Origin of the sequence: Wolbachia endosymbiont (group A) of Rhinocyllus conicus (assembly GCF_947250775.1) — a bacterium.
GTDB lineage: Bacteria > Pseudomonadota > Alphaproteobacteria > Rickettsiales > Anaplasmataceae > Wolbachia.
On record NZ_OX366349.1, the window covers coordinates 347,269 to 371,316 of the forward strand.

The 24,048-nt window shown below is 34.4% G+C and carries 24 protein-coding genes, 2 other RNA genes and 2 pseudogenes; 16 read left to right on the top strand and 12 right to left on the bottom strand.

Going from position 1 to position 24,048, the window contains the following annotated elements; all coding sequences use genetic code 11:
• Positions 1 to 89 precede the first annotated feature (89 nt).
• Both fabF and acpP read right to left on the bottom strand, forming a co-directional pair.
• The gene (fabF, locus tag OOK92_RS01745) at positions 90 to 1,358 is read right to left on the bottom strand and encodes a beta-ketoacyl-ACP synthase II (protein ID WP_253309221.1); all 1,269 of its coding nucleotides are present in this window, start codon (positions 1,356 to 1,358) and stop codon (positions 90 to 92) included.
• A 13-nt stretch (positions 1,359 to 1,371) separates the two neighbouring features.
• A complete protein-coding gene (acpP, locus tag OOK92_RS01750; protein WP_341811841.1) occupies positions 1,372 to 1,632 on the bottom strand; it encodes an acyl carrier protein in 261 nt (86 codons plus the stop codon).
• A 145-nt stretch (positions 1,633 to 1,777) separates the two neighbouring features.
• On the opposite strand from acpP, the gene OOK92_RS01755 reads away from it, so the two are divergent.
• Positions 1,778 to 2,569: a polyprenyl synthetase family protein gene (locus OOK92_RS01755; protein ID WP_264736050.1), complete on the top strand. Its 792-nt coding sequence runs from the start codon at positions 1,778 to 1,780 to the stop codon at positions 2,567 to 2,569.
• Positions 2,562 to 3,503, top strand: a complete 942-nt coding sequence (locus tag OOK92_RS01760) for an FKBP-type peptidyl-prolyl cis-trans isomerase (RefSeq protein WP_264731576.1) — start codon at positions 2,562 to 2,564, stop codon at positions 3,501 to 3,503. The genes OOK92_RS01755 and OOK92_RS01760 overlap by 8 nt, the downstream gene beginning before the upstream one ends.
• Before the next feature lie 68 nt (positions 3,504 to 3,571).
• Here OOK92_RS01760 and hslU read toward each other — a convergent pair whose 3' ends face one another.
• Together hslU and hslV are read right to left on the bottom strand one after the other, a co-directional pair.
• Entirely contained in the window at positions 3,572 to 5,062 is a 1,491-nt protein-coding gene (hslU, locus tag OOK92_RS01765; RefSeq protein ID WP_264736051.1) for an ATP-dependent protease ATPase subunit HslU, read from the bottom strand.
• A gap of 1 nt (position 5,063) precedes the next feature.
• Positions 5,064 to 5,618, bottom strand: coding sequence for an ATP-dependent protease subunit HslV (gene hslV, locus OOK92_RS01770; RefSeq protein ID WP_096617344.1), 555 nt, complete (start codon positions 5,616 to 5,618; stop codon positions 5,064 to 5,066).
• Between the two features lie 115 nt (positions 5,619 to 5,733).
• Between hslV and gshA the strand changes: the two genes are divergently transcribed.
• The gene (gene gshA / locus OOK92_RS01775) at positions 5,734 to 6,894 is read left to right on the top strand and encodes a glutamate--cysteine ligase (protein WP_253309225.1); all 1,161 of its coding nucleotides are present in this window, start codon (positions 5,734 to 5,736) and stop codon (positions 6,892 to 6,894) included.
• A 3-nt stretch (positions 6,895 to 6,897) separates the two neighbouring features.
• Here the strand turns inward: gshA and OOK92_RS01780 are convergent, their stop codons facing one another.
• The 3 genes from OOK92_RS01780 to OOK92_RS01790 form a co-directional block, all read right to left on the bottom strand.
• Positions 6,898 to 7,719: a hypothetical protein gene (locus OOK92_RS01780; protein ID WP_264736052.1), complete on the bottom strand. Its 822-nt coding sequence runs from the start codon at positions 7,717 to 7,719 to the stop codon at positions 6,898 to 6,900.
• Between the two features lie 78 nt (positions 7,720 to 7,797).
• On the bottom strand, positions 7,798 to 8,745 hold the full coding sequence (gene hemH / locus OOK92_RS01785) for a ferrochelatase (protein WP_253309227.1): 948 nt from the start codon (positions 8,743 to 8,745) through the stop codon (positions 7,798 to 7,800).
• Positions 8,746 to 9,699 carry a hypothetical protein gene (locus OOK92_RS01790; RefSeq protein ID WP_264736053.1) on the bottom strand — a complete coding sequence of 318 codons (954 nt, stop codon included), beginning with the start codon at positions 9,697 to 9,699 and terminating at the stop codon, positions 8,746 to 8,748. It lies immediately after the preceding gene.
• 113 nt (positions 9,700 to 9,812) lie between these two features.
• Between OOK92_RS01790 and ndk the strand changes: the two genes are divergently transcribed.
• Complete coding sequence (gene ndk / locus OOK92_RS01795; RefSeq protein WP_264736054.1) at positions 9,813 to 10,232, top strand: nucleoside-diphosphate kinase; 420 nt, start codon at positions 9,813 to 9,815, stop codon at positions 10,230 to 10,232.
• 1,066 nt (positions 10,233 to 11,298) lie between these two features.
• Positions 11,299 to 11,448 (top strand): annotated as a pseudogene (locus tag OOK92_RS08440) (DnaJ domain-containing protein); the annotation flags it as partial.
• An 812-nt stretch (positions 11,449 to 12,260) separates the two neighbouring features.
• Here the strand turns inward: OOK92_RS08440 and OOK92_RS01805 are convergent.
• Together OOK92_RS01805 and OOK92_RS01810 are read right to left on the bottom strand one after the other, a co-directional pair.
• Complete coding sequence (locus tag OOK92_RS01805; RefSeq protein ID WP_264736056.1) at positions 12,261 to 13,550, bottom strand: bifunctional folylpolyglutamate synthase/dihydrofolate synthase; 1,290 nt, start codon at positions 13,548 to 13,550, stop codon at positions 12,261 to 12,263.
• On the bottom strand, positions 13,547 to 14,137 hold the full coding sequence (locus tag OOK92_RS01810) for an MlaC/ttg2D family ABC transporter substrate-binding protein (RefSeq protein WP_253309232.1): 591 nt from the start codon (positions 14,135 to 14,137) through the stop codon (positions 13,547 to 13,549). Before OOK92_RS01810 ends, OOK92_RS01805 begins: the two co-directional genes overlap by 4 nt.
• Before the next feature lie 109 nt (positions 14,138 to 14,246).
• Between OOK92_RS01810 and ssrS the strand changes: the two genes are divergently transcribed.
• The 3 genes from ssrS to OOK92_RS01825 all read left to right on the top strand — a co-directional run bounded on the left by ssrS (position 14,247) and on the right by OOK92_RS01825 (position 15,641).
• A non-coding RNA gene (ssrS, locus tag OOK92_RS01815) (6S RNA) lies at positions 14,247 to 14,408 on the top strand.
• A 19-nt stretch (positions 14,409 to 14,427) separates the two neighbouring features.
• The gene (locus tag OOK92_RS01820) at positions 14,428 to 14,889 is read left to right on the top strand and encodes a type II toxin-antitoxin system RatA family toxin (RefSeq protein ID WP_253309233.1); all 462 of its coding nucleotides are present in this window, start codon (positions 14,428 to 14,430) and stop codon (positions 14,887 to 14,889) included.
• Positions 14,890 to 14,942: 53 nt separating this feature from the next.
• Positions 14,943 to 15,641 (top strand): DsbA family protein, encoded by a 699-nt coding sequence (locus tag OOK92_RS01825; protein ID WP_253309234.1) that lies wholly within the window; start codon positions 14,943 to 14,945, stop codon positions 15,639 to 15,641.
• 29 nt (positions 15,642 to 15,670) lie between these two features.
• On the opposite strand, the gene OOK92_RS01830 is transcribed toward OOK92_RS01825, so the two are convergent.
• Entirely contained in the window at positions 15,671 to 15,949 is a 279-nt protein-coding gene (locus OOK92_RS01830; protein ID WP_253309235.1) for a DUF2671 domain-containing protein, read from the bottom strand.
• A 258-nt stretch (positions 15,950 to 16,207) separates the two neighbouring features.
• On the opposite strand from OOK92_RS01830, the gene OOK92_RS01835 reads away from it, so the two are divergent.
• A complete protein-coding gene (locus OOK92_RS01835; protein ID WP_253309236.1) occupies positions 16,208 to 16,855 on the top strand; it encodes an O-methyltransferase in 648 nt (215 codons plus the stop codon).
• Position 16,856: 1 nt separating this feature from the next.
• Here OOK92_RS01835 and OOK92_RS01840 read toward each other — a convergent pair whose 3' ends face one another.
• Positions 16,857 to 17,510, bottom strand: a complete 654-nt coding sequence (locus OOK92_RS01840; RefSeq protein ID WP_264736057.1) for a glutathione S-transferase family protein — start codon at positions 17,508 to 17,510, stop codon at positions 16,857 to 16,859.
• A 219-nt stretch (positions 17,511 to 17,729) separates the two neighbouring features.
• On the opposite strand from OOK92_RS01840, the gene ffs reads away from it, so the two are divergent.
• The 3 genes from ffs to OOK92_RS01855 all read left to right on the top strand — a co-directional run bounded on the left by ffs (position 17,730) and on the right by OOK92_RS01855 (position 19,665).
• Positions 17,730 to 17,829, top strand: an RNA gene (ffs, locus tag OOK92_RS01845) — signal recognition particle sRNA small type.
• Positions 17,830 to 17,844: 15 nt separating this feature from the next.
• Positions 17,845 to 19,329, top strand: coding sequence for a DNA polymerase III subunit gamma/tau (gene dnaX / locus OOK92_RS01850; protein ID WP_264736058.1), 1,485 nt, complete (start codon positions 17,845 to 17,847; stop codon positions 19,327 to 19,329).
• Between the two features lie 21 nt (positions 19,330 to 19,350).
• The gene (locus OOK92_RS01855; RefSeq protein WP_064125278.1) at positions 19,351 to 19,665 is read left to right on the top strand and encodes a YbaB/EbfC family nucleoid-associated protein; all 315 of its coding nucleotides are present in this window, start codon (positions 19,351 to 19,353) and stop codon (positions 19,663 to 19,665) included.
• Between the two features lie 273 nt (positions 19,666 to 19,938).
• On the opposite strand, the gene OOK92_RS01860 is transcribed toward OOK92_RS01855, so the two are convergent.
• Positions 19,939 to 20,103: a hypothetical protein gene (locus OOK92_RS01860; RefSeq protein WP_264687755.1), complete on the bottom strand. Its 165-nt coding sequence runs from the start codon at positions 20,101 to 20,103 to the stop codon at positions 19,939 to 19,941.
• Positions 20,104 to 20,558: 455 nt separating this feature from the next.
• Here OOK92_RS01860 and OOK92_RS01865 point away from each other — a divergent pair, with 455 nt between their 5' ends.
• The 4 genes and pseudogenes from OOK92_RS01865 to OOK92_RS01880 all read left to right on the top strand — a co-directional run bounded on the left by OOK92_RS01865 (position 20,559) and on the right by OOK92_RS01880 (position 24,048).
• On the top strand, positions 20,559 to 21,248 hold the full coding sequence (locus OOK92_RS01865) for a P44/Msp2 family outer membrane protein (RefSeq protein ID WP_264736059.1): 690 nt from the start codon (positions 20,559 to 20,561) through the stop codon (positions 21,246 to 21,248).
• A gap of 141 nt (positions 21,249 to 21,389) precedes the next feature.
• Positions 21,390 to 21,613: pseudogene (locus tag OOK92_RS01870) on the top strand (transposase); the annotation flags it as partial.
• Between the two features lie 206 nt (positions 21,614 to 21,819).
• Entirely contained in the window at positions 21,820 to 23,055 is a 1,236-nt protein-coding gene (mtaB, locus tag OOK92_RS01875) for a tRNA (N(6)-L-threonylcarbamoyladenosine(37)-C(2))-methylthiotransferase MtaB (RefSeq protein WP_253309241.1), read from the top strand.
• 66 nt (positions 23,056 to 23,121) lie between these two features.
• Complete coding sequence (locus OOK92_RS01880) at positions 23,122 to 24,048, top strand: outer membrane protein (RefSeq protein WP_264736060.1); 927 nt, start codon at positions 23,122 to 23,124, stop codon at positions 24,046 to 24,048.

Sequence of the window (24,048 nt, forward strand, 5' to 3'; positions counted from 1 at the left end):
TAAATCGACAGTAAAAGGCAAATTACAGATAATATAGCTATCACAGATCATAATGTTCGTACATTTTAGCTATTCAGCAGCAAAATTGATTACACTTGTCCAAAGATGAGAGATGCATTAGTGCCACCAAAACCAAACGAATTAGAAAGTGCATATTGAATTTTATGCTCCTGAGCTTTAAACGGTACAAAATTTAAATCACATCCTTCTGAAGGTTTATGTAAATTTAAGGTTGGCGGAATAATTCCATTATTTAACGCAAGAATACTGAATATTGCTTCAACGCTCCCTGCAGCACCAAGTAAATGTCCTATAGAAGATTTAGTTGAAGAAACAGGTATTTTATAAACGTAGTCACCAAATAACTGTTTCATTGCTATTACTTCAATTTTATCTCCAAGTGGCGTTGAAGTTCCATGTGCATTGATATATCCTACTTGATTTGGATTAATTTGCGCACTTTTTAAGGCAAGCTGCATTGCCTTAAATGCGCCTCTTCCTTCTGGATGTGGTGCTGTAATGTGGTGCGCATCTCCTGTGAGTCCGTACCCAACCAGTTCTGCATGTATTTTTGCCCCCCTTTTTTTTGCATGTTCGTATTCCTCCAGCACCAATATACCTGCTCCTTCACCCATAACAAAACCATCGCGTTCTGCATCCCATGGCCTTGAAGCTTCTTCCGGTTTATCATTGAATTTAGTTGATAATGCTTTCATAGACGCAAAACCTGCAATTCCAACTCTACACAGTGCACTTTCTGCTCCACCTGCAATCATAATATCCGCTTCACCAAGTTTTATAGTTCTTGCTGAATTTATGATTGCATGCGCACCTGTTGCACATGCGGTTACTGCTGAATCGTTTGGACCTGTAAATTCGTATTTAATAGAAATATGGCCAGATATCAAATTTATTAGACTTGCAGGGACAAAAAATGGACTGACACGTCTGGGCCCTTTTTCCTGCATGGTAATAACATTTTCCTGAATTGACGGAAGACCACCTATACCAGAGCCAATAGTTACGCCAACACGTTCTCTATCTACTTTTGAATCTTCTAAAGATGAATCTTCCACAGCTTGAATCGCTGCTGCAATGCCGTAATGAATAAAACGATCCGTTCTTTTTAGATCTTTTTCAAAAATATAACCTACAGGATTAAAGTAATTCTCAATGTTATCGGATTGCACAGGCACCTGCCCTGCAACCTTGCAAGCAAGATCAGAAGAGTCAAATCTATCTGTATTGATTGCTTTTATGCCAGACTCGCCTTTTATCAGCCTTGACCAAGTGTTGTCAACATCTGCCGCTAGTGGAGTGATTAAACCAACACCAGTGACTACTACTCTTCTGCTCATTTAACACTAACTATTAGCCTTTTTTACTATTAATGTACTCAACTATTTGCTCCATAGTTTCCATTTTTTGTGCGTCTTCATCTGGAATTTCTATTCCGAACTCTTCTTCTGCTGCCATGATGATTTCAACTGCATCTAAACTGTCTGCACCATGCTCCGAAAGCTTTGAAGAGCTGTTGAATTTCTCTACATCCTTACTAATGTGCTCTAGTATAATCTTTTTCACTTTCTCTTCTATGTCTTCTCTAGTGCTCTTTGCTAGTTCGCTATTCACATTTCTTACCAAAAAAATAACCTATTCTTTGATGTTATAAAAAATTTTTATGTTTGCAATATCTTTTATAACTGGTAAACTACAGCAAAGTTTTCTACTGCCCTAGCTGGCTAGCGTTACGTGCTAAACAATTAACAATTCAAAAATGCTAGACGAAACAACAAAAAATTTGCTTATTGTAGAAGTAGATAAACTTTTACCAGAAAATAGCGAGAATAAGCTTATATCAGCTATGCGTTATATGCTCCTTGCTCCTGCAAAACATATACGCTCCTTTTTAGTCGTAGCTTCATCGCGAGTGTTTAACGCGGAAGCTAAAAAAGTAATATCAGTTGCTGCAGCAATTGAATTTGTTCATGCTTACTCTCTAATTCACGATGATTTACCGTGCATGGACAACAGTGATACTCGCAGAAGCCAGCTAAGCTGCCATAAAAAGTTTGATGAAGCAACAGCAGTGCTTGCCGGAGATGCACTACTTACTCTGGCTTTTGAGGTATTATCTTCGTTAAATGAGAAATGCTGTGAAATCATGAAAGTTCTTTCTCAGGCAATAGGAATTAGGGGAATGGTAGGAGGACAGATTTTAGATATTGGTGCAGATTTTAACAAAATAAAAGAAATTCATTTGATGAAAACCGCAAAACTATTTGCAGCTTCATGTGAAATAGGTGCTATAATAGGGAATGCTACAGATAAGCAACGTAAAGCGTTATATAACTACGGGATAAACCTAGGGCTTATCTTTCAAGCTAAGGATGATATTGAAGATTACGAACAAGATAAAACAAATAATCTAATGTCTGTACTTGGTAAAAGTGAAGTAGAGGACTATATAGACGCCCTCTTTAAACAAGGCTTGGATAATTTGAGTGCGCTTTCAGGGGATACTAATTATTTATATGATTTATTGAATCAAGTAAAGAAAGATGGTTAGAAAAATTATATTACAAATGCTTATTTCCATAGTAATGATTCTCACTTTAACCTCTGCTTTTATGTTTACTATTGTCTATATAAACAAAGGTAAACCGGGAAAGAAGGACAAGCTTTATGAGATAAGTGCCACGCATGGTGGTTTGATACAGACAATAGCACATTATCTAGTGAAGCCAATACTTGAATCAGCACTCGACCGCTATATTGAAAAGCATGGGCTAACAGAATATTTAGAAGAAATGACGCAGCAAAAGGAAGAAGATTCGATAAATTTTTATGAAATTACTGAAGGCAGTGGCAGCAAGGCTTTCTGTGGCATGGAAGTCCTATTGCAAATATATAAAATTTCTAATAATAACTCAGCAACACTCCCTAGCAAAGTTTCTGATGTTACTTTGAAAATAGGTCAAGATGACCTAAAAGAAGTGGGTTTAGGGGTGATAGGTATGAAAGAAGGCGGAGAGCGTGTAGTTACTATTGCCAATGATAACAAAATGAATTTTAATTCTTATTACGTCAAACTGATCGAAGTAAAGGATAAATATCCCGACTCAGTGAATAATCTGATGGTTTTTAATGACTTAATTAACAAGACTGGAAAACAAGTAAGGTGCGGTGATGAGATATCAGTTAAATATAGTGTAAAGGAGCATAATGGGGAATATATAGTCAAAGATCAAACAGTGCAATTTAGGGTTGGCGATAAAAAAATACCACTTGCTATAGAGCTTGGAGTTGTGGGAATGAGAGCTGGTAATAAAAGAACTATTCTTTCTCCGCCTGACCTTTTGACTATTACTGACGATATGTTAATAAAAGACATAGATTATGATGAAGAAAATATCTCAATAATTGACTTAAGCTTAGATATTAAGCAAGAGGTCGCAGCACACCATTCTACTGTTGAAAAACAGCCTAAAGAATATAGCTGAAATTTTAGGCTTACTGGCTGACCTTCTGAACACTCTCTATACTACTTAAAGTAGGCTTTTTGTTTTTCCTAAAGTATAAACTTAGATAAATCAAGCTGCTTCGAAATTGACTCAAGTTTATCTTTTACATACTTGCTGTCTATAATGAATTTTTCGCTATTTTTCTCAGAAGCAATGAAACTTATTTCATCTAAAAGCTTCTCCATGATAGTGTGAAGCCTTCTTGCGCCTATATTTTCCACTTGCCTATTAACTGTAAACGCTATTTCAGCTATGGTTTTTATACCATCATCAGTGAACTCAAGCGTCACATTTTCTGTTTTCATTAAAGCTATGTACTGCTTTAACAAACTAGATTCTGGTTCCTTTAATATTCTTATTAAATCCTCTTGAGTAAGTGCCTTAAGTTCTACCCTGATCGGTAATCTGCCCTGTAATTCCGGTAAGAGGTCAGATGGTTTAGACTGATGAAAAGCACCAGATGCAATAAATAATATATAGTCTGTTTTTACATGGCCATACTTAGTTGTAACAGTTGTTCCTTCAAGTAGTGGTAACAGATCGCGTTGCACTCCTTCTCTGTTTACTTCACCTTTTACTTCTGTACGCGCTGCAATTTTGTCTATTTCATCCAAAAATACTATACCGTCATTACTAACAAGATCAATGGCTTCTTTGATTATCTTATCTTCATCGATTAGCCTTTCACTTTCTTCATTAATTAATATTTCACGCGCTTCTTTTACCTTCACCGTAATAGTTTTTGTTTTTTTGCTCCCGTTAAACATCTTGCCCACTATTTCTGTTACATTCATCACACCAACTTGCCCACCTGGCATGCCTGGTATATCGAAAGTAGGTAACATACTCTTGCTCTCTCTGACGTTAATAGAAACTTCTCCGTCCTCAAACTCTTTATTCCTCAACCTTTCTCTAAAAATTTTTTTACTCTCTTCGGTTGCATTTTCGCCTACCATAGAGTTTACTATTGTTTTCTCAGCTAAAATTAAAGCCTTGTTAGCTAAGGCTTTACGGGCTTTCTCTTTAACTAAAACTATTGCTGCATCAACTAAATCGCGTATTATCGAATCAACGTCACGTCCAACGTATCCTATTTCAGTAAACTTCGTTGCCTCAATTTTTATGAACGGTGCACCGGCAAGTTTTGCTAAGCGGCGAGCTATTTCAGTTTTACCAACCCCTGTATGACCGATCATCAATATATTCTTAGGTATGATTTCATCACGCAATGGAAATGGAACCTGATTGCGACGCCAACGATTTCTGAGCGCAATAGCAACAGCACGCTTTGCATCATCCTGTCCGATTATGAATCTATCTAATTCTTTAACTATCTTCTGTGGTGGCAGGTCATCTAACAAAACTTGAGTACTGTCATTAACTTGAATATCGCTGTCATTTGAATCAAAACCACTCTTAGTATCTTTATAGAGGTCATTTTTTTCATCATAGGTGTCACTACTACAAGGCCGCCCTTCTGAAAGGGTTATAGGCTGATTGGAAAAATTAGTGCACAAAGTTTTTTGCTTGGAAGACATATCACTCCTCTATCTTTTCAATAACTACATTATGATTTGTATAAACACATATATCGCCAGCTATCTTCATAGCCTTTTTTGCAATCTCTTCTATTGATATTCCTTTAATGTCAATTAAAGCTCTTGCTGCAGATAGAGCAAAATTTCCCCCAGAGCCAATAGCTGCGATTCCATCTTCAGGTTCAAGAACATCACCTGTTCCCGTAATTACTAATGAAATAGATTTATCTGCAACAATCATCATAGCCTCTAATTTTCTTAGATATTTATCCATTCTCCAGTCTTTTGCAAGTTCAACACATGCTCTCATTAATTGCCCTGGGTGCTTGTCAAGTTTAGATTCTAGTCTTTCAAAGAGAGTAAATGCATCGGCTGTTGCTCCAGCAAAACCGGCAATTACAGAATCACCAGAAAGACGCCTAACTTTTTTTGCTCCGGATTTTATAACAGTGTGGCCCAGTGAAACCTGTCCATCACCTATTACTACTACGCTTTTATCTTTTCTAATTGACAGTATAGTAGTTCCATACATTTTATTGTTATCGTGTTGAATCATTTTTCTATTACTTTAAATAAGAATCTCATTATACTTTGATCTTTAGTCAAATTTGCTAAATATGTTTAATTATAGCTTATAATATAATACCTTCCTTATAACATTTAAAGTGTAGATGCAAAACATAATTCACCCAGATTTGGAAAAAAGTATAAATAATTGGTTTGAGGCAAAATTTAACGGCCTTACATTGCCATTTTATAGCTCTATAGATCTTAGAAACTCCAGCTACAAAATTGCCCCAGTGGACGCTAATTTATTTCCTGCAGGGTTCAACAATCTAAGTGAGACATCAAGAGCAACAGCAGCAAAACTAATAAAAAGTTATTTTGAAACAAAACAATATAAAAAGACTCTTATAATACCGGAGAATTACACACGAAATAAAATGTATATAGAAAACGTATTTGTTATAGAGAAAGTACTGCAGCTCGCAGGTTTTGAAACTAGAATTGGCCTCTTTCACAACGAAGCATATAATTTAATAGAACCATATGAAACTATCGTGAAAGAAAACTCTCTGCTAAAGACAACTTCAGGATTTGTGCCTGATGTTATTATACTGAATCGTGATATGACGAGCCACATTCCAGACACGCTAAAAGACGTAAAGCAAGATATAGTACCAAGCCCACTATACGGTTGGCATAGCAGACAGAAATTTAAGTATTTTGAAATCTATCAAGAATTAGCGTCCGAATTTTGTAGCGAATTTAAAATGGACCCATGGCTTATTTCTGTGCTTACAGAAAGCTGTAATGGAGTTGACTTTAATGATGATTCATCACTAGGAGCAGTAGCGACTAAAGTTGACCAAATATTATCTCTAGTGCAAAAAAAATATGAGGAATATGAAATAAAAACACAACCTTACGTTTTTATCAAAGCAAGCAATGGCACATATGGGATGGGCATTATAACAGCAACAAGTGGAGAGGAAATATTAAATCTCAATAAAAAAAAGCGTCATAAAATGAAAAAGATAAAAGAAGGAATAGCAATCAATAGCGTTATTATACAAGAAGGTGTACCAACCATTGACATATTTAAAAGCAGTTCTGCAGAACCGCTGATATACTATATAGGAGATACTCCAACATGTTACTTATACCGATGTAATAGCAGGAAAGATGTATATTCTAGCTTGAATGCCACTGACTGTGAGTTTCATGATGTTAGCCAGGTTGTGGAAGGTAAAATTCTGTCACTTTGGAGTATTGTTGGCAAATTAGCAGTACTAGCGTTGGCAGTAGAAATAAAATCTTTTCACCTCTAACCCTTACATTCCCACAGCGTTGCCATCGGGCAGATCATTATCATCATTACCGGGCTGAATATGGTTATGGCCAGCATTATCAAGTTCAGTGGAAGGATCATCATTGACAGGTTGTTGAAACAATTTGTCAAGCTGAACTGCCAGAAATACTGCGCTATATATTATGCTGACTGTTACGCTTAAATTGAAGTTATAGATTATACCATTACCTAAGTTTATTGGTATGGTTGCAGTCTCCATTCTTTTTAATATGAAGTTTAACAAACCTAATGACAAAGTTAATGTGCTGATAATAAGGTCCTTCTTATACTCAGCAGACTTTTCAGGATCCTTATTATCTAGGTATTTTCTCCATGAGTAATAGTAACTTATAGGTTCCGAAATAAACAGAAATAAGATCGTTGATGTTAAGTGAATGTGACTTATTACGTCTGCATTACCCCTAGTAAAAAAATGGATGACTTTCAACATCATCAATGCTTCTATGATGCTGCTTGCAAGATTAGCCGATTTACCCACAATTTTTGCCAGCTCTTTTTTACTCTCAGGGTTTCTGTAATCCTTAATTAGATCCTGTAGAGTAAATGCAGAATGGGCAATATATAGAATAGATGTCGGAAACTTTACTAGTCGAGCAACATTCCGTATAAGAAAGATATTGGATCTATTATTGTCAATGAACTCGCAGCAAAATTGCAGTGAAATCTTACACAATAGGGCTGTTAAACCTGTTGTGATGCAGATTACCTTCCTGAAATCATGATCATAAATATCATGCACCTTTTGTGCGAGTATGTTAGATTTCTTTTTTAGCTTGTTTGGCATGAAATAGTTAACAAAATAATAACTCCCTTTTATTCTATCACATAAAAGCCTTGAAGAAAAGCCCTATAAATCAGGACTTTAAGGGTGATTTATGCATAAATCGGCTAAGCATTTTATAAACAAGGAATCAATACTGAGAGTTGGTACGCGAAAATAATATCCATCCTTGATAATTGCTTTATATTCTATATCAAGTTCAACTAGAGTTTCTGAATGCTCAGAAACAAAAGATATAGGTGATAAAACTACAGGTACACCATCAGCTTTTGTACGTGATAGCTCACTTTCAGTGCTTGGCTCTAGCCATTTTACAGGACCAATCTTACTCTGATAACATATTGACCAATCTAAGTTATTGATAGCTAACTTTTCTACTATTAACTCTACGCTTCTTTCTACCTGTGAAGCGTAAGGGTCGCCTTTTTTAATAACGCTAAGGGGCAAGCTATGAGCTGAAAATAGGACTCTTGGCTTACCAATCCTGCTGGCTAATTTGTAGTACTTGGCTATCAAGTTAGTATGAGCCTCAATAAAGTTTTCATTGTCATAATAATGATGAATTATTTTTGTGTTGCATTTTAGGCCATGCTTTTTAGCATTTTTTTGCCAATTTTCGATGGATGACAAAGTTGTGGTAGTTGAATATTGAGGGTATAGTGGCAGCAAAATTACTTCATCAGGATCAAACTGTTTTACACTTTTAACAACTTCGTCAGCAAATGGATGCCAATAGCGCATGCAGATGAATACCTTGTGTACATGGTTTCTATCTTCATTTAATTTTAGCTCTAAAGCATTAGCTTGCATTTTTGTATTCTCCAGAATTGGCGATTTACCTCCAATTTCTTCGTATATTTTTCGTGCAGTATTTTCTCGTTTCGCAGATATAAACTTTGCTAAAAGAAACCGAAAGGGATTCGGTAGATTGATTATTCTCCTGTCATAAAAAAGGTTGAATAAAAAAGGACGGACCGCATTTAGTGAATCAGGCCCGCCAAGATTAAATAAGATAACTGCCTTTTTCACCTACGCACTACTACAACAAGTTACTTCTGGGGTGCCTATAAAATTAGCTACACACTCATCAAATTTAGTTATAGGCACTAAATTTCTTACACTGGCATACAATAAGTGGCCTGATCTCTTCAGGTTACTCTTGGTGGATGTGAAGTTCCAATCGAAAAATGTATCGACAAAAAGACTTGGTACCGTTTCAAGAAGTTCAACAGCAGCTAAAGATAGCATTATACAACTTTGCAGGACATTCAGAAGAACCTTGAGGGGAAAAAGTAAAACTTTAACGAAAAGAGAGGTGCTACTTGTTTCATCCAGTAGTCGCCCTGAGTTAGGCGAATTATACTCGGTGTGTTTTCTATTTTGATCAAAGATAGGAAATTTTATAGTATCTTTCTTAAATTCCGCGTCTATTTCTTTTCTAATATGGTTAGTGATTTTTTCCATTAACTTCTCACGCACATGCCAAGTTCTTACAACAAAACATGTAGCAATCATCAACACAGCGCATACAGATGCACACTGCATGAGACTTATACTACCTACCATAGCTGGCAGCGCAAAACAAACAAATGGCGCTATGATAGCCATTTCAAGAAACGGAATAGTGTTCTTTTTCATCGCAAAAATAGCACCTTCTCTTAGAAGCTTGTGTTGCTGGTTAGAGTTTTTTTCTTCTTTGTGCTTTTGCTCCATTTCTTGTGTAGCAAAACTACCATCTGTATCCTCAGCAAGTGCAAGCTTGGAAGCCTGTATGTTGTTACATCTTTCAATATTTTCCTTTTGTTGTACATGAGCAGATGAAGTGCATTTATATATGCTATATTCTAAATAACTTAAAAAAGCCAAATTAAAAGTTAAAAACCCTTTTGTTCCACAAAAAATTGACGATTTCAAGTTATTGACCAATTTTTTAGCAGTAGATTCAGCTTGTTTGGTAGTGTTATTTTTACAACATTTACCCATACAATACCTCCTTGATGGTTTATCCTTAACTATAAATAAAAAACTGCTTTTATCAAATCAAAATTTACAATAAAATAAATCTATAAATATACAATCTTATATAAGGAAATAATATGACAATTGAGAAGACACTTTCGATATTAAAACCTGATGCAGTAAAAAATAATATTACAGGCAAGATAAATTCATACATTGAAAGCTCTGGGCTCAAAATTATAGCACAAAAAATGATGTTACTGACAAAAAAACAAGCAGAGCTGTTTTATGAAATTCATAAAGATAGGTCTTTTTTTGGGGAATTGGTAGAGTTTATGACTTCTGGTCCTGTGATAGTTCAAGTTTTAGTTGGTGAAAATGCAGTAAGTAAATACAGACAAATCATGGGAGCCACCGATCCAAAGCAGGCAGATAAAGGTACAATCAGGGGTGATTTTGCTGATGACATTAGTGAAAATAGAGTTCACGGCTCGGATAGTCTAGAAAATGCTCGTAAGGAGATAGCTTTCTTTTTTGCTGAACGTGAGTTGGTGTAGTCAAATCAGATTTTCCTATATATAACTAAATTTTCTGGATCCTATGTCAAGCATACATCTGTACGAACGTTGTAATTAACAGGTGACAAATCCAAGTAGCTGACAACATAGAAACGAAAAAACTTCCTTGACAAACTCCGCCACCTCCCTTATCATGATAGTGAAGGTATTCAGTTATCTTCATCTGTGCAGATTAAACAGCAAAAAAACAACGTAGTTGGCGTCTTATTTTTAATTTTTTGCACTATGTGCATCCTATGTCTTCACAACATTTCTAGGTTTTTGCCTATATAAGCTGAAACGCGCTTATAAGTCGTTTAAGACAGTATAGTACGCCAATTTGCAGGATTAGGGAGTGAACACTAATTACCACGGGATTTCTTTGCCTTTTTTTCTGCTTAGTAAATTTCTTAAACATTTTAGCTAAGGTTAGTTGCACTTAAAAGCAGCTAAATTGCAGTGTTTAAGACTTAAAAAACGCCAATACTGAAAATAGACAATGACTAGGGCTTCTTTTGCCTTTTTTTTCGTTTGGTAAATTTCTTAAATATTTATAGCTAAACGACAACCGTCATCCCGCTACTTGTTAGCGGCTGAGATACCGCGGCGGTATGACGGTTCGCGGCAGCATGACGACAAATTCGTCATTCCGCTGCTTGTTAGCGGCTAAGAGATACCGCGAATGAATCGCGGTATGACGGTTCGCGGTGGCATCTCGTCATCCCGCTACTTGTTAGCGGGATCTAGAGATACCGCGGCGTTATGACGTAGAAGCTATACTTTTATACTCACCAACTCAGTTTGCTTGCTTACAAGTAAACTGCAACCCTAAATGTTGGAGCACTGTCGTACACTAAGCGCTGTAATGACAATTTTAGTCGCTTCATACACTTATCATGCTAGTCATAACAGAAATAATTTTTACCAGAGATATTTATGAAATAATTGACATAGTTTGGAAATATGTATATTATAGAACATTAATAGTTAGTTAATTTGTAGGTGTAATATGGCTAGAAAGATTTTGAATGAAAATGAGTATCACGCTTTTAAGCGGTTGTTTTTAATGTTTGGTATTCAGAAGAAGGATGTGGTAAATTCTGGCATTGAGAATATTAATAAAAAGTTTAGTGAACAATATCGTAAATTATCGTTAAAATATCACCCAGATAAAAACCCAAACAATAAAGAAGCGGAGGAGAAATTTAAGGTTATTGCATTAAATAAGCCATTTTTTGAAGAATTTATAATAGAGCCGTTGGAGAAAGGTCTCAATAAAAGAAATAATTTAATAAAAGAATTACGCGGTAAGTTGTGGAGTCGCAGTTATGAAGAATTGCAAAAATACTTAGATGATAAGCGCAGAAATAAACTCTATAATAAGCAGCAGTCAATTAACAATAATGTAACTGCTTATTCAAAATATTCTTCTTATTCAAATCTCTTAGGAAGTCTTTTAGTATTCTTCACATCAATTGCATTTTTAATAATTAATGGTATTTCTTGTAATGTACCAATAGCAGTAGGTTTTCTTGCTCCCTTATTAGCAAGATTTATTTTTAGTTCAGCTATTAAGAGCATTTATACTAGAAATGGAAAAGAGTTTAATAATCAGACTAATATTTTATTGTTGTTTAACTTTGACCAAGAATGCGAAAATTTTTCAAAGAGTGATAGGACTAAATTAAAGTGGCTAAAAAATTCATTTATTTTGAGCAACATAATCTGTACATCTTTAATGTTTTTCGGTGTGGGATTAGATTTAGTTGCCAACGGCTTTGGTATAACTAACTCTATGATGTTATCCGGCTTATTACTTTCATTACCATTCACGCTTTTAATTGTTACTTCACCTGTTTTAAATGCTGCAAGTAATTATATTCTCAAAAAGACAACTATAAATTCAATTGAGGAGCAATTTAAAGGTGATGATCAGCTTATAGAAGTTAATAATGAACAACCAAGCAGTACTATGAGCAATCAAAGTTATTTTCCCATCGGTCAGTTAATGCTCACATATCATTAAAGTTAGTTATTCTCCATACTCAAATCTCTAGCTAGAAATAACGAGCCACAGATTAGTATGGTTTTGACGCTTTGGATAGAGGCTTTTAATATGTGATTTGATATTGCATCGCCAATTGATTCACATTCAACTGCTTTTATTCCTATGTTATTGGCTTTTTCCCTAATCAAATTTGTATTTGTTGCTTTAGGTTCAGACTTAACACAAACCGCACATAGTAGCTTGATATATGGCTTTAAGTGCTCTAAGAACTCTGCCACATTTCTGTTACGAGTAACACCAAAAATTATATAGATACCTTCAGCAAAATTATCTTTTACCCACTGAGATAGCACTCTAGCACCGTCATTATTGTGCGCACCATCTAAAAATAATTGCCAATCTTTCGGTAGTAGGGAAATTAAATTACCCTCTTTTATTAGCTCTAGTCGTGCAGGCCAGTAGGTACGCTGTAAACCTGAAGTGATATCCTCTTCTCCAATATCAAATCCATATTTTCCACTTAAAATACTACATGCTGCAATGGCGTTTCCTGCATTGATTATTTGGTGTTCACCCTTCAGAGATGGCAAAGGAAATTCTATTGATTGAATAGCTGATTGGAAAACCATTTTGTTGTTCTTTTTTTTGCAATTCCATTCAAGACCTCCTCTATATAGAGGAGATTTCTTATTTATTGCGTGGTGTTCTAGCGTGTTCATTATAGATTTTTCTTGTGGTGCTATTACGCAAGGAACATTAGGTTTCATTATTCCAGCCTTTTCACCTGCTATAATTTCTACAGTAGGGCCAAGATATTCTGTATGATCAAGTGCAATGGAAGTAATTATTGTTAAAATCGGACTATCTATAACATTTGTTGCATCAAGTCTTCCGCCCATACCTACTTCAACTAAAGTAATATCGGCTTTATGACGAGAAAAAGCTAAAAAAGCTGCAATAGTTGCAGCTTCAAACAGAGTGATAGGTTGTTCTGCAATCACGGCACGGCATTCTTCTAATAAGCTATATAATTCATTATCGTCGATATAACTGCCTGCAATAACTATTCTTTCATTAAAATTCACCAAATGTGGAGAAGTGTATGCATGGACCTTATACCCTGCTGCTTGCATTATATATCTTATAAATGCTAGTGTTGAGCCTTTCCCGTTAGTCCCAGCTATATGAATTACGGGAGGCATTTTTTTCTCAGGATTGTCCAATTTATTTAGAAAGCTTTTTATGCGATCAAGAGAAAAATCCTTTGGTCTACTACCAAGCGGTTTAGGCCAATGAGGCATATATATCATGGATTGTTATTGCATTTTAATTCAGCTATAACGCTTGCTATGCCATGCGTGTCGATTTTTTCACTAAATTGAGAACGTTGATTAATAGCAATACTTATTCCACTCATTACAACATCACTTATCAAGAAAGAACTGTTATTTTTAGTAACTTTAAAATCAATATTTGTAAATTCTTCATCACCGTAAGAAAATCTTGTACCAATTAAGCAAGTTTCATCGTCAACTGCTTTTGTACTCATTATGATCATTTCACTATCATGCATGTATTTATATAAAATTTTAACGCACAAACGCGTAAGATACACTTCATACTCTCTTAAAAAATCTTCTTTTTCTTTTTGTTTAACTAAAGCCCAATGTTTTCCTATAACGAATTGCGATATTCCTTTGAGGTTAACATTATTCTGAATGACCTCCTGAAGCTTTTCGTGTACATGCCCTAGGTTTTTTCTATTTCCTTTTGTAGATATACCATCCACTTGTTGCTTCATAGTATGCACAAAAATTTTGTGATCTGTACAACTAGTGTAAGCTCTTGAAGAAATTGCAATAAAAACAATAATGATTAAAACTTTAGTAATGTTCATAAGATAAACTATAATACTTAAAATGCAAAATTTAATAAAGATTAAATAATAATCGCTGACTTTAATATACCTATAGACATGCCCTGTGTAAATCATCTATAATTCAAGTAAGGGTCTGTGCTATGCGTTATGAGTTAAGTTAAATTTCCCGAGCGATAATTTCTAGAGAAGGGAATTGCCTCTGCTGGTTTCGTTGAAACTAATATGCGATGCCCACCTTAACTTCAGGTCTCAGGAATCTACTAAGGCTGACGGTAGATACGGATCCTTTTTTGATTGGTACTAAATTTATGCTTCATCAATGCAGAGAACAAGGTACCTTCCTATGTTCGCCTAATGAAGTATTCCAAATTGTAATTGATGTTGAAAGGTATCCTGATTTTGTTCCTTGGTGCAAAGCCGTTTATATAAAAGAAAAAATTGACAACCAAATGGTTGTGGATCTTCTCGCAGTTTTTCATGGAATTAAAGGAAAGTACACATCAGAAGTAACCTTTCTTTCTCCAAGTGGAACAAATGAAGGTTGGATAAAAGCTGTATCATCAAATGGAATATTTAAACATCTATACAATGAATGGCAATTCATTCCCATAGATGAAAATAAAACTATGGTAAAGTTTTATATAGAGTTTAAGTTTAAGTCCAACTCATTTTCCACTTTATTAAACTCAGTATATAAATATACACAGAGTAAAATAATTGCTGCATTTAAAGATAGGGCTGAAAGCCTTGCTAAACAAAAGTTATCTTGACATTATTAATATAAATATGTAATTTTTTTAGTAAGTTAAGTGTTTGTATTGTAATGATTTTCAGACTATTGTTTTTACTAATTCTTATGAGTGTTAATTCTTATGCAGTTGTTAAATCCAGTAACCAACATATTCAAAAAGAAACTAATGAAATAACATCAAAGGAGTTACTATCACTATTACCTGATGATAAATTATTAGGAGATCCAAAAGCACCAATTCTAATGATAGAATATGCTTCATTAACTTGCTATCACTGCTCTCTTTTTCATAAGAATGTTTTTCCTAAAATTAAAGAGAAATATATAGACACAGGTAAGATGTTATATATATTTCGTCATTTTCCTTTGGATTACAGAGGGCTAAAGGCTGCAATGCTAAGTCATTGCTACGAAAAACAAGAAGACTACTTTAATTTTAACAAAGCTGTTTTTAACTCAATAGATTCGTGGAATTACTACAATTTAAGTGATTTGACTTTACTACAAAGAATTGCTGCACTAAGCAACTTAAAGCAAGATGCATTTAACCAATGCATTAATGATAAGAAAATTATGGATAAAATCGTAAATGATAAATCACTGGCAATCAATAAACTTGGTATCACAGCCACTCCAATATTTTTCATCAAGCTTAACGATGATGGTAAGTCATATATAGAGCATAATAAAGTTAAACATGAAGGGTATAAAGAGCTGAAATATCTTACTGATGTGATAGATAAATTATATGGAAAAGCTATAGTGAAGTAATACCACTGTAGCTTACCATATAAAAGACTCTATGCTGAGTCATTGTTTTTCACTACTGTTTGTTGTTTTTTACGCTCAAACTCTCTTTTTTTACTGTGCCAAGTGTAGTAATACATAGCGATTTTATTCTCTATTAATACTATTGTCCCATCATAAAACTGAACCATATCCATAACTTTTCTCTGAGCTTCATTAAAACGTTCTTTATACTTTTCACGATAAGCTGGATTATGTAGTAACATAACCCCTTCATTCTTGTTAGATTTTTTGTTTAACGTTTCAACTTCACTAGCAATAGTATAAGACATATAACCCCCTCTAATTGATTATAAAAATTATATTTTAAAAAGAGAAATGCGCATAAACAATCCCTTTAATTCTAGTATAATAATCGATTGTTTATTATACTAGTTAGCCATAGTACGATATATAATAATTTTTGTCACTTAAAATTTTATACTATGAAATAATAACTTAAAATAAATGTTTTTATTATTTTAAACTATATTATTATATTTATAAACTGTGTATGAATTAAGCTTCCCTAATTTATAATATAAAACGTAATGCGTAATAATTTTAGTATAAAATTATCATATATAAGAAATCTATTTGCAAAAGAATATAAAAAAATAGAAGAATATTGTATTCTTGAAAAAAAGCAACATATTCAGATTGGCCCTGAAGAAGGAAAGCTATTAAGTTTATTTATAAAAATCCATAAAATCAAAAGTATTGTTGAGATTGGCACGTTATACGGTTATTCGTCGATTTGCATGGCAAAAGCTCTACTGAAAGACGGTCATATATATACGATAGAAAATAATCCTCAACACTCAAGAATAGCAAAAAAAAATTTTAGTGCTTTTAATCTAAGTGATAAAATTACTCTAATAGAAGGTGATGCACTGGAAAAAATTAATGAATTATCAGCAAAGGCACCATTTGACATGATATTCATCGATGCTGACAAAAGTAGTTATCCTAAGTATTTAGATTGGGCAGAGTCATACATTAAACAAGATGGGCTAATCGTTGCAGATAACACTCTATTATTTAATACAGTATTTTTAGAATCGCCTCCAAAAGAAGTATCAGAAAAATCATGGCATGCTATGAGGGAGTTTAATAATAGATTATCAGATGAAAAGAAATATTTCTCTATATTGATTCCAACTGATGAAGGAATGACTGTAGCTTTAAAGCTAACATAAGTTAAAAATCAAGGTCAGCGTAATGTTTAGGAGGGGTTAAACCGGAAACTCTCTCTAATAATGTCTCACGAAAACAAGGCTTTGATTTAACAATGGAGTACCATTCTTTTAAAATTTTACTTTTTTCCCATGGAAAACTACTTACATAATCCATTACGGAAATATGCGATGCTAAAGCAATATCAGCCAAAGTGAACTTATCAGTTGCAAGCCAAACGTTCTTGTTAATTAAGTGTTCGATGTATTCCATATGGCAAGGCAGGTTATGCTGAGCTGCATGAAGAAATCTAGAGTCAGGGCTGCGGTTAGTAATTACTTTTTCATTCATAATATACTTAGTAACTTCATTGTAAAATTTGTTGTCGAACCAATTGATTAGAGCGCGTATTTTAGACTTAATAATAGTGGATGAACCAAGTAATTTGACGTCGCTATTGTAAGTCTCTTCTATATATTCACAAATGGCATTACTATCCGCTATTACAAAGTTATTATCTATTAATACTGGTACTTGCCCAGTTGGATTGATCTCCATAAATTCATTCCGTTTTTCCCACGGATTTTCATACACTAGATCGCAGCCTAATTTTTTTTCTTTTAGAAAAGTTCTAACTTTTCGTGAAAATGGACAAAGAGGAAAATGATATAAAATCATAATATTCCTCTTTTGTTATCCCAGTACCTATAGGTTGTTATTCCAGTGTGTGACACTGAAATCCACATCTTTTTTCTCTGGATCCAAGTTGGGATGACAAGAGAAGAGTATTTTAGGTAACAGTTGTTTAATCCAAAGTAATGTTGCAAGAGATCTAACATATAAATTATTAAGGTTAATATAGGATATACCTTGTTAAATAAAAAAAAAAGTATAATATTTTATAAGGTATGCAGGCAAAAACTCTGTAATTTGGTCAGATCAGAAATGAAGCAGCCATATCAGAACCTTTTTGGGTTGCATACCTATTTCATTATTTGTTTTATCCGAGGCTATGAATATAGCATTAAAACATCGTCCTAGTAGCTTTAAAGATCTAGTAGGTCAAGATATATTAGTGCGTGTATTAGAAAATGCTTTTATTTTAAACAAAATCCCACAGTCTATACTGCTCTCTGGTAGTAGTGGAGTTGGTAAAACCACCACTGCAAGGATAATAGCTTTATGTTTGAATTGTTCCCTGGGGCCAATTTTTGAACCTTGCGGATCATGTGAAAATTGTCTAGCAATAAAAAATTCAAGCCATCCAGATGTAATTGAAATCGATGCAGCAAGTCACACTAGCATTGACGATGTTAAAGTAATCCTGGGAGATATTTGCTATTCACCTATAAGCTCTAAATTCAAAGTCTACATTATAGATGAAGTACACATGTTATCCAGCAGTGCATTTAACGCATTACTTAAAACCCTAGAAGAGCCACCCTCTAGTGTAAAATTCATTTTAGCAACTACAGAAATAAAAAAGATACCAATAACTATTATTGCACGTTGTCAAAGATTTGATTTACACAACATTCCTGTAGCTAAAATAGTAGAACGTTTAAATGATGTTGCACAAAAAGAGAGTTATTCCATTGAAAAGGGGGCATTAGAGTTAATTGCACGACATTCTGGAAATTCAATGCGTAACGCCTTGTTTTTGATGAATCAAGCAGTGCTATATAGCAAAGATGGTGCAATATCCACTAAAAATGTGATAGACATACTTGGCCTAGTGGATAAAGATATTATATTCGATCTATTAGGAGCAATATTAGAAGGTGATTTACAGAAAGCTCTATCAGTGTTTGACAAGGCGATAAAAACAGCAAACCCACTTAGTATTTTTGAAGGTCTATTGCAAACAATTCAGTTAGTATGCCGTTTTTTGATTACAAAAGAAATTGATAATGCAGTTACAGAGTATGAAAAGAACAGGATAAAAGATTTAAGTATAAAGAAGTCTTTAATATTTTTTTCGAGATTGTGGAAGGTGTTGCTTAAAGGTATTCAAGATATAAAAACTTCAACATGCAACGATGTTGCTGCTGAAATGATGTTAATTAGCCTCTGTTATCTTTCTGATCTGCCTTCTCCGGAACAAGTGGTCAAAAAAATTCTTTCGCAGAATGCACAGCAGGGAAATACGCATAGTATAGGAAATGAACAGCAACAAAATTATGATTTTGACAAAGTTTTGCAACTATTAAGGCGGAGTAACCAAATTTATCTTTACAAACAACTGTGTAGTAATCTACAATTAATAGATTGTAAACCTGGATATTTAAAATTAAAAGCTGTATCTAAGTTAGATAGTAATTTTTGCAATGATTTAAAAAATTACTTAAACCAGGTGACTCAGCAGGAGTGGGTTATTACAGTTGATACGGGTTATATAAATAGGGAAGTGAGTAATTTAAATTATGCACCTGCAGTTAAGGATATACTTGATACATTTAAAGGTGCAAAAGTAGTTAATATAGAAAATAAGGAGTAAGTTGTGGATTTTAGTCAAATAATGAAACAAGCGCAAGAGATGCAAAAAAAGCTTGCAGAAGCTCAAGAAAAATATGTTGGGAAAGAGTTTCAAGGTATTTCTGGTGGTGGCAAAGTTTCTGTATTAGTGGAAGTCATAAAAATAGGTAGCTATAAAGCTAAAAAGGTGAACATAGACTTAGAACTTATGAGAAATGAGGAAAAAGATATAGTAGAGGATTTAGTAACAGCAGCGTTTAATGATGCCGTTAAAAAAGCAGAAGAAGATATGGCAAATGCAACTTCTGATCTTGCAGGTATGATGGGTTTACCACCTGGGTTCAAACTTCCTTTTTGAATTTATTTCTATACTACTGAAGTTTCTTTTAGTGTAAGTATTTCTTTTTTAATATTTTCAACGCTAGTACTTCTTTATATAATACGCCTATAGCTAGCACAGCCCTACGTCATACCGCGGTTCATTCGCGGTATCTCATCCGCTAACATGTAGCGGGATGATGAGGTTATCGTCTGCTGCCACGAACCGTCATACCGCGATTCATTCGCGGTATCTCAGCCGCTAACACGTGGCGGAATGACAGCAGTCCTACGTCATACCGTCACGGTATCTCTAGATCCCGCTAACACGTAGCGGGATGACGGTTGTCAGGCTAGTACCTTCCCCTGTCATTCCAGTGCCCTGACTACTTGGATCCAGGAAACTTAACTTTAATGAACGTGTCAAGTAGGCTGCATAATAAGGACTAGATTCCAGTGTCAAGCACTGGAATGACATGGTGAGGCGTCATCCTGCTGCTCCTTTCTTGTCATCCCGCGCGGAATAATTAACCGTCATACCGCGATTCATTCGCGGTATCTCAGCCGCTAACACGTAGCGGAATGACAGCAAGTCCTACGTCATACCGTCACGGATAGATTCCGCTAGCACGTAGCGGAATGACGAATTTTTGTTTTTCAAATTGTAGGTAAACCTAAGCTACTTTAGCTATAGATCCCGCTAACAAGCAGCGGGGTGACGAGGTCTTTCGATAGTAAATCTTACCTGTGTTAGCTGTACCAAAAAATCAAAAGTCGTGTAACTCTATTTATTCATTAATAAAATCTTTGTCTTCTCCTAAAAATTAGTTAAAATGTAGAATATTTTGTGTTATTAAGTTAGCACTTGACTTAACTTTAGTTGTTACTTAGACTGCTAAAGTGGAATTTTAATTTTTTTTTACGAGGACAATTATGCATTATAAAAAGTTTTTTTCAGCAGCCGCTTTAGCAACGTTGCTAAGTTTATCAAACTCTGCTTTTTCAGATCCTGTTGGTCCAATAAGTGATGAAGAAACTAGCTACTACGTTCGTTTGCAATACAACGGTGAAATTTCACCTCTTTTCACAGACATTGGAGGTATTACCTATAAGAAAGACAATAGTGATTACAGTCCATTAAAAGCGTCTTTTATAGCTGGTGGTGGCGCATTTGGTTACAAAATGGACGACATTAGGGTTGATGTTGAAGGGCTTTATTCACAGCTAAACAAAAATGATGTTACAGGTGCAGCATTTAACCCAGATACTGTTGCAGACAGTTTAACAGCAATTTCAGGACTAGTTAACGTTTATTACGATATAGCAATTGAAGATATGCCTATCACTCCATATATTGGTGTTGGTGTTGGTGCAGCGCGTATTAGCACTCCTTTAAAGACAGCCGTGGATAGTCAAACCTATAAATTTGGTTTTGCTGGTCAAGTGAAAGCTGGTGTTAGTTATGATGTAACTCCAGAAGTCAAACTTTACGCTGGAGCTCGCTATTTTGGCTCTTACGGTGCTCATTTTGATAAAGATGCTGCTGCAGGCAAAGACAAAGGGGAGCTCAAAGTTCTTTACAGCACTGTTGGTGCAGAAGCTGGAGTAGCGTTTAATTTCTAGTCTATCTCAATCTTGTTATCCCAGTGGGTTTTTTCTTGTCGTTCAAGTAGCATGACACTGGGGTGGCTTTGTTGCATAGCGTTCAGAAAAACTAGTGATTACTGACTAAATTCATTATAAAATGACGATTTAAGGATAAATATGCCACAAAAAATGAGAGTCAGTAACCAAAACGAATATAACAAGTTTCTAGAAAAAAGAGGAAATATTTTTCATGATATCAACGAAGCCATAGAAAATTGGTATGAAATTGGGCCAAAATGCAGGGTGGCAACAATATTTACAGCAACAAAGTGGTAATTTTGATACATATAATAACCCATCTGTTCAGAATAGGTTTGAGACAAACAGTCGGGTTTATAAAATGATATTTGCAACGTAATTGGTATGCCTAAATTTGAAATAGTCGCATAAAATTATTTACTCTGGAAAAAACTTACGTTGCTATGCAACAAAGCCATCCCAGTGTCTGCTGCTTGCATAGCATTTATCTACCAAAACAATGGTCATGCAAGAGACTTTGCTTGGATGTGTGATATAATTTAAATTGTAAGGTCTAAAAAATACTAGCATGAATGAAGTGATAACATTTGGTTGTCGTCTAAATTTTTACGAGAGTGAGTTAATCAAAGAAGCATTAAAAAAAGCAGAAAGAAAAAATGTTGTTGTGGTACATAGCTGTGCAGTGACAAACGAAGCAGAACGCCAAGTAAAGCAAAAAATACGTAAGATCTATAAAAACGACCCAAGTAAAGAAATTATCGTAGTTGGTTGTGCTGTTCAGTTGGATCCAGAAGTTTACAGTAGCATTCCTGGTGTAAGTAAAGTGCTCGGTAATCAAGATAAGCTAAAAGCTGAAAATTACTTACTAAATGACGATAAAATCTTAGTCAGTGATAACCAAGTAAACAAATCAGAACCTGTTCTAATTAATGGATTTGAAGATAAATCAAGGGCATTTATTGAAATTCAAAATGGTTGTAATCATAGCTGCACATTTTGCTCAATTACTGAGGCAAGAGGGAATAATCAATCTGTGCCAATAAACAGTATTATAGAGCAAATTAGGATCTTTGTAGAAAATGGATATCAAGAAGTAGTGTTTACAGGTGTTGATATTACTGACTTTGGTACAGATTTGTTTGCTAAGCCATCACTTGGTTCAATGATTAGGAGAGTTTTAAAAGATATACCAGAGTTGAAGAGGCTAAGACTTTCCTCTATCGATGTTGCTGAAGTTGACGACGAATTAATGGATTTAATAGCTAATGAGTCAAGACTTATGCCTCATTTACATTTGAGTCTACAATCTGGTAATAATTTAATACTAAAGAGAATGAAGCGTCGTCACAACAGAGAACAAGTGATAGAATTTTGTCATAAAATGAAGAGCTTGAGGCCTAATATAGCATTTGGCGCTGATATTATTGCTGGATTTCCAACAGAAACTGATGAAATGTTTCAGGATACAGTTGATTTACTGAAAAAAACAAATATAGTTTACCTACATGCTTTTCCATATTCAGAGCGGAAGAATACACCTGCTGCACGAATGCCACAAGTACCAGAGAATGTGCGTAAAGAACGAGTAAAAAATTTAAGAGAAATGAATAGAGAAATGATGAGTAGCTTTTATCAATCTTTGATAGGCACTGAACAAAGTGTTCTGGTTGAGCAAAATAATGTCGGTAGAACAGAAAATTTTGCATTAGTAAAGCTTGAATCAAAAGCTCAAGCCAAGAGTATTGTGAAAGTTAATGTTAAAGGAGTGGAAAATAATTATCTAATTGGAAATATTCTTTCTTAATTTTTGTACATTAAAGAAATATATGATATAGTAGTTATACTATAAATGATAATTATGGGTTCATTTGTGATAACTAAAATATCTATTACTTTATTTTTGATTTTCATTCCATGTGTCTATTTTTTTATTACTTATATTAGTAATACACACATTGAGCAAGTACAACTCTTAAAACTAGAAACGGACAATAATGAAGATGTAATGCATTCTGAAGAGGTTACTGAGAAAAAAATACTAATAAATGATTTAAAATATCAAGAACTTGAAAGTAGTCCTACTGAACAACCTTCTATTCTCCAAGTAGCTGATCAGAAAAATATGTGGTCACGTATTGCAGATCAAGCTGAGACTACAAAAGAAAAATCAAAAAAACTTGATTTTTATGTTAGTGCTAACGGTGGTAAGGTATACCATGATAATTCAGAAACATTTGTAAAGGGTATAAAGGCAATAGGGGAGAGAGTCCTAACTTTAGTTGAAAGTCATTATGGTTTTATGATAAAAAATATAGTGGCAAATGAAATTAAAAGCATACAGCAATTTGATGGTAAAATTGATTTCCAATGGGTTAACAGCATATCTTTAGGTTACTATGCTGGAGAAAATGGCCGAGTTGATTTTGAAGCCATGTATTCTAGAGCCAATATTGAAAATAGTAATTCTCCTCTGGTATTTGATAAATCAGCAAGTATATTTGCGTTTTTGTTAAACTTATATTATAATCCCAGCTTTCAGGATACGCAATTTGCTCCATACATCGGCCTTGGTATAGGACCAACAGTTTTTAGATTAAAAAGAATTAATGGATCACCCCAAAGTTCAATGCCACTTAATGTTCCTTGGTTTGCTTATCAAATAAAGCTTGGTATTAACTATTCAATAATCCCAGAAGTCAAAACCTTTCTCGGCTATCGTTACTTTAGCGTTCCGATACCTGTTGCAGGTGACATATCCACTCATAATATTGAAGTTGGTTTGATATTTAATTTTTAG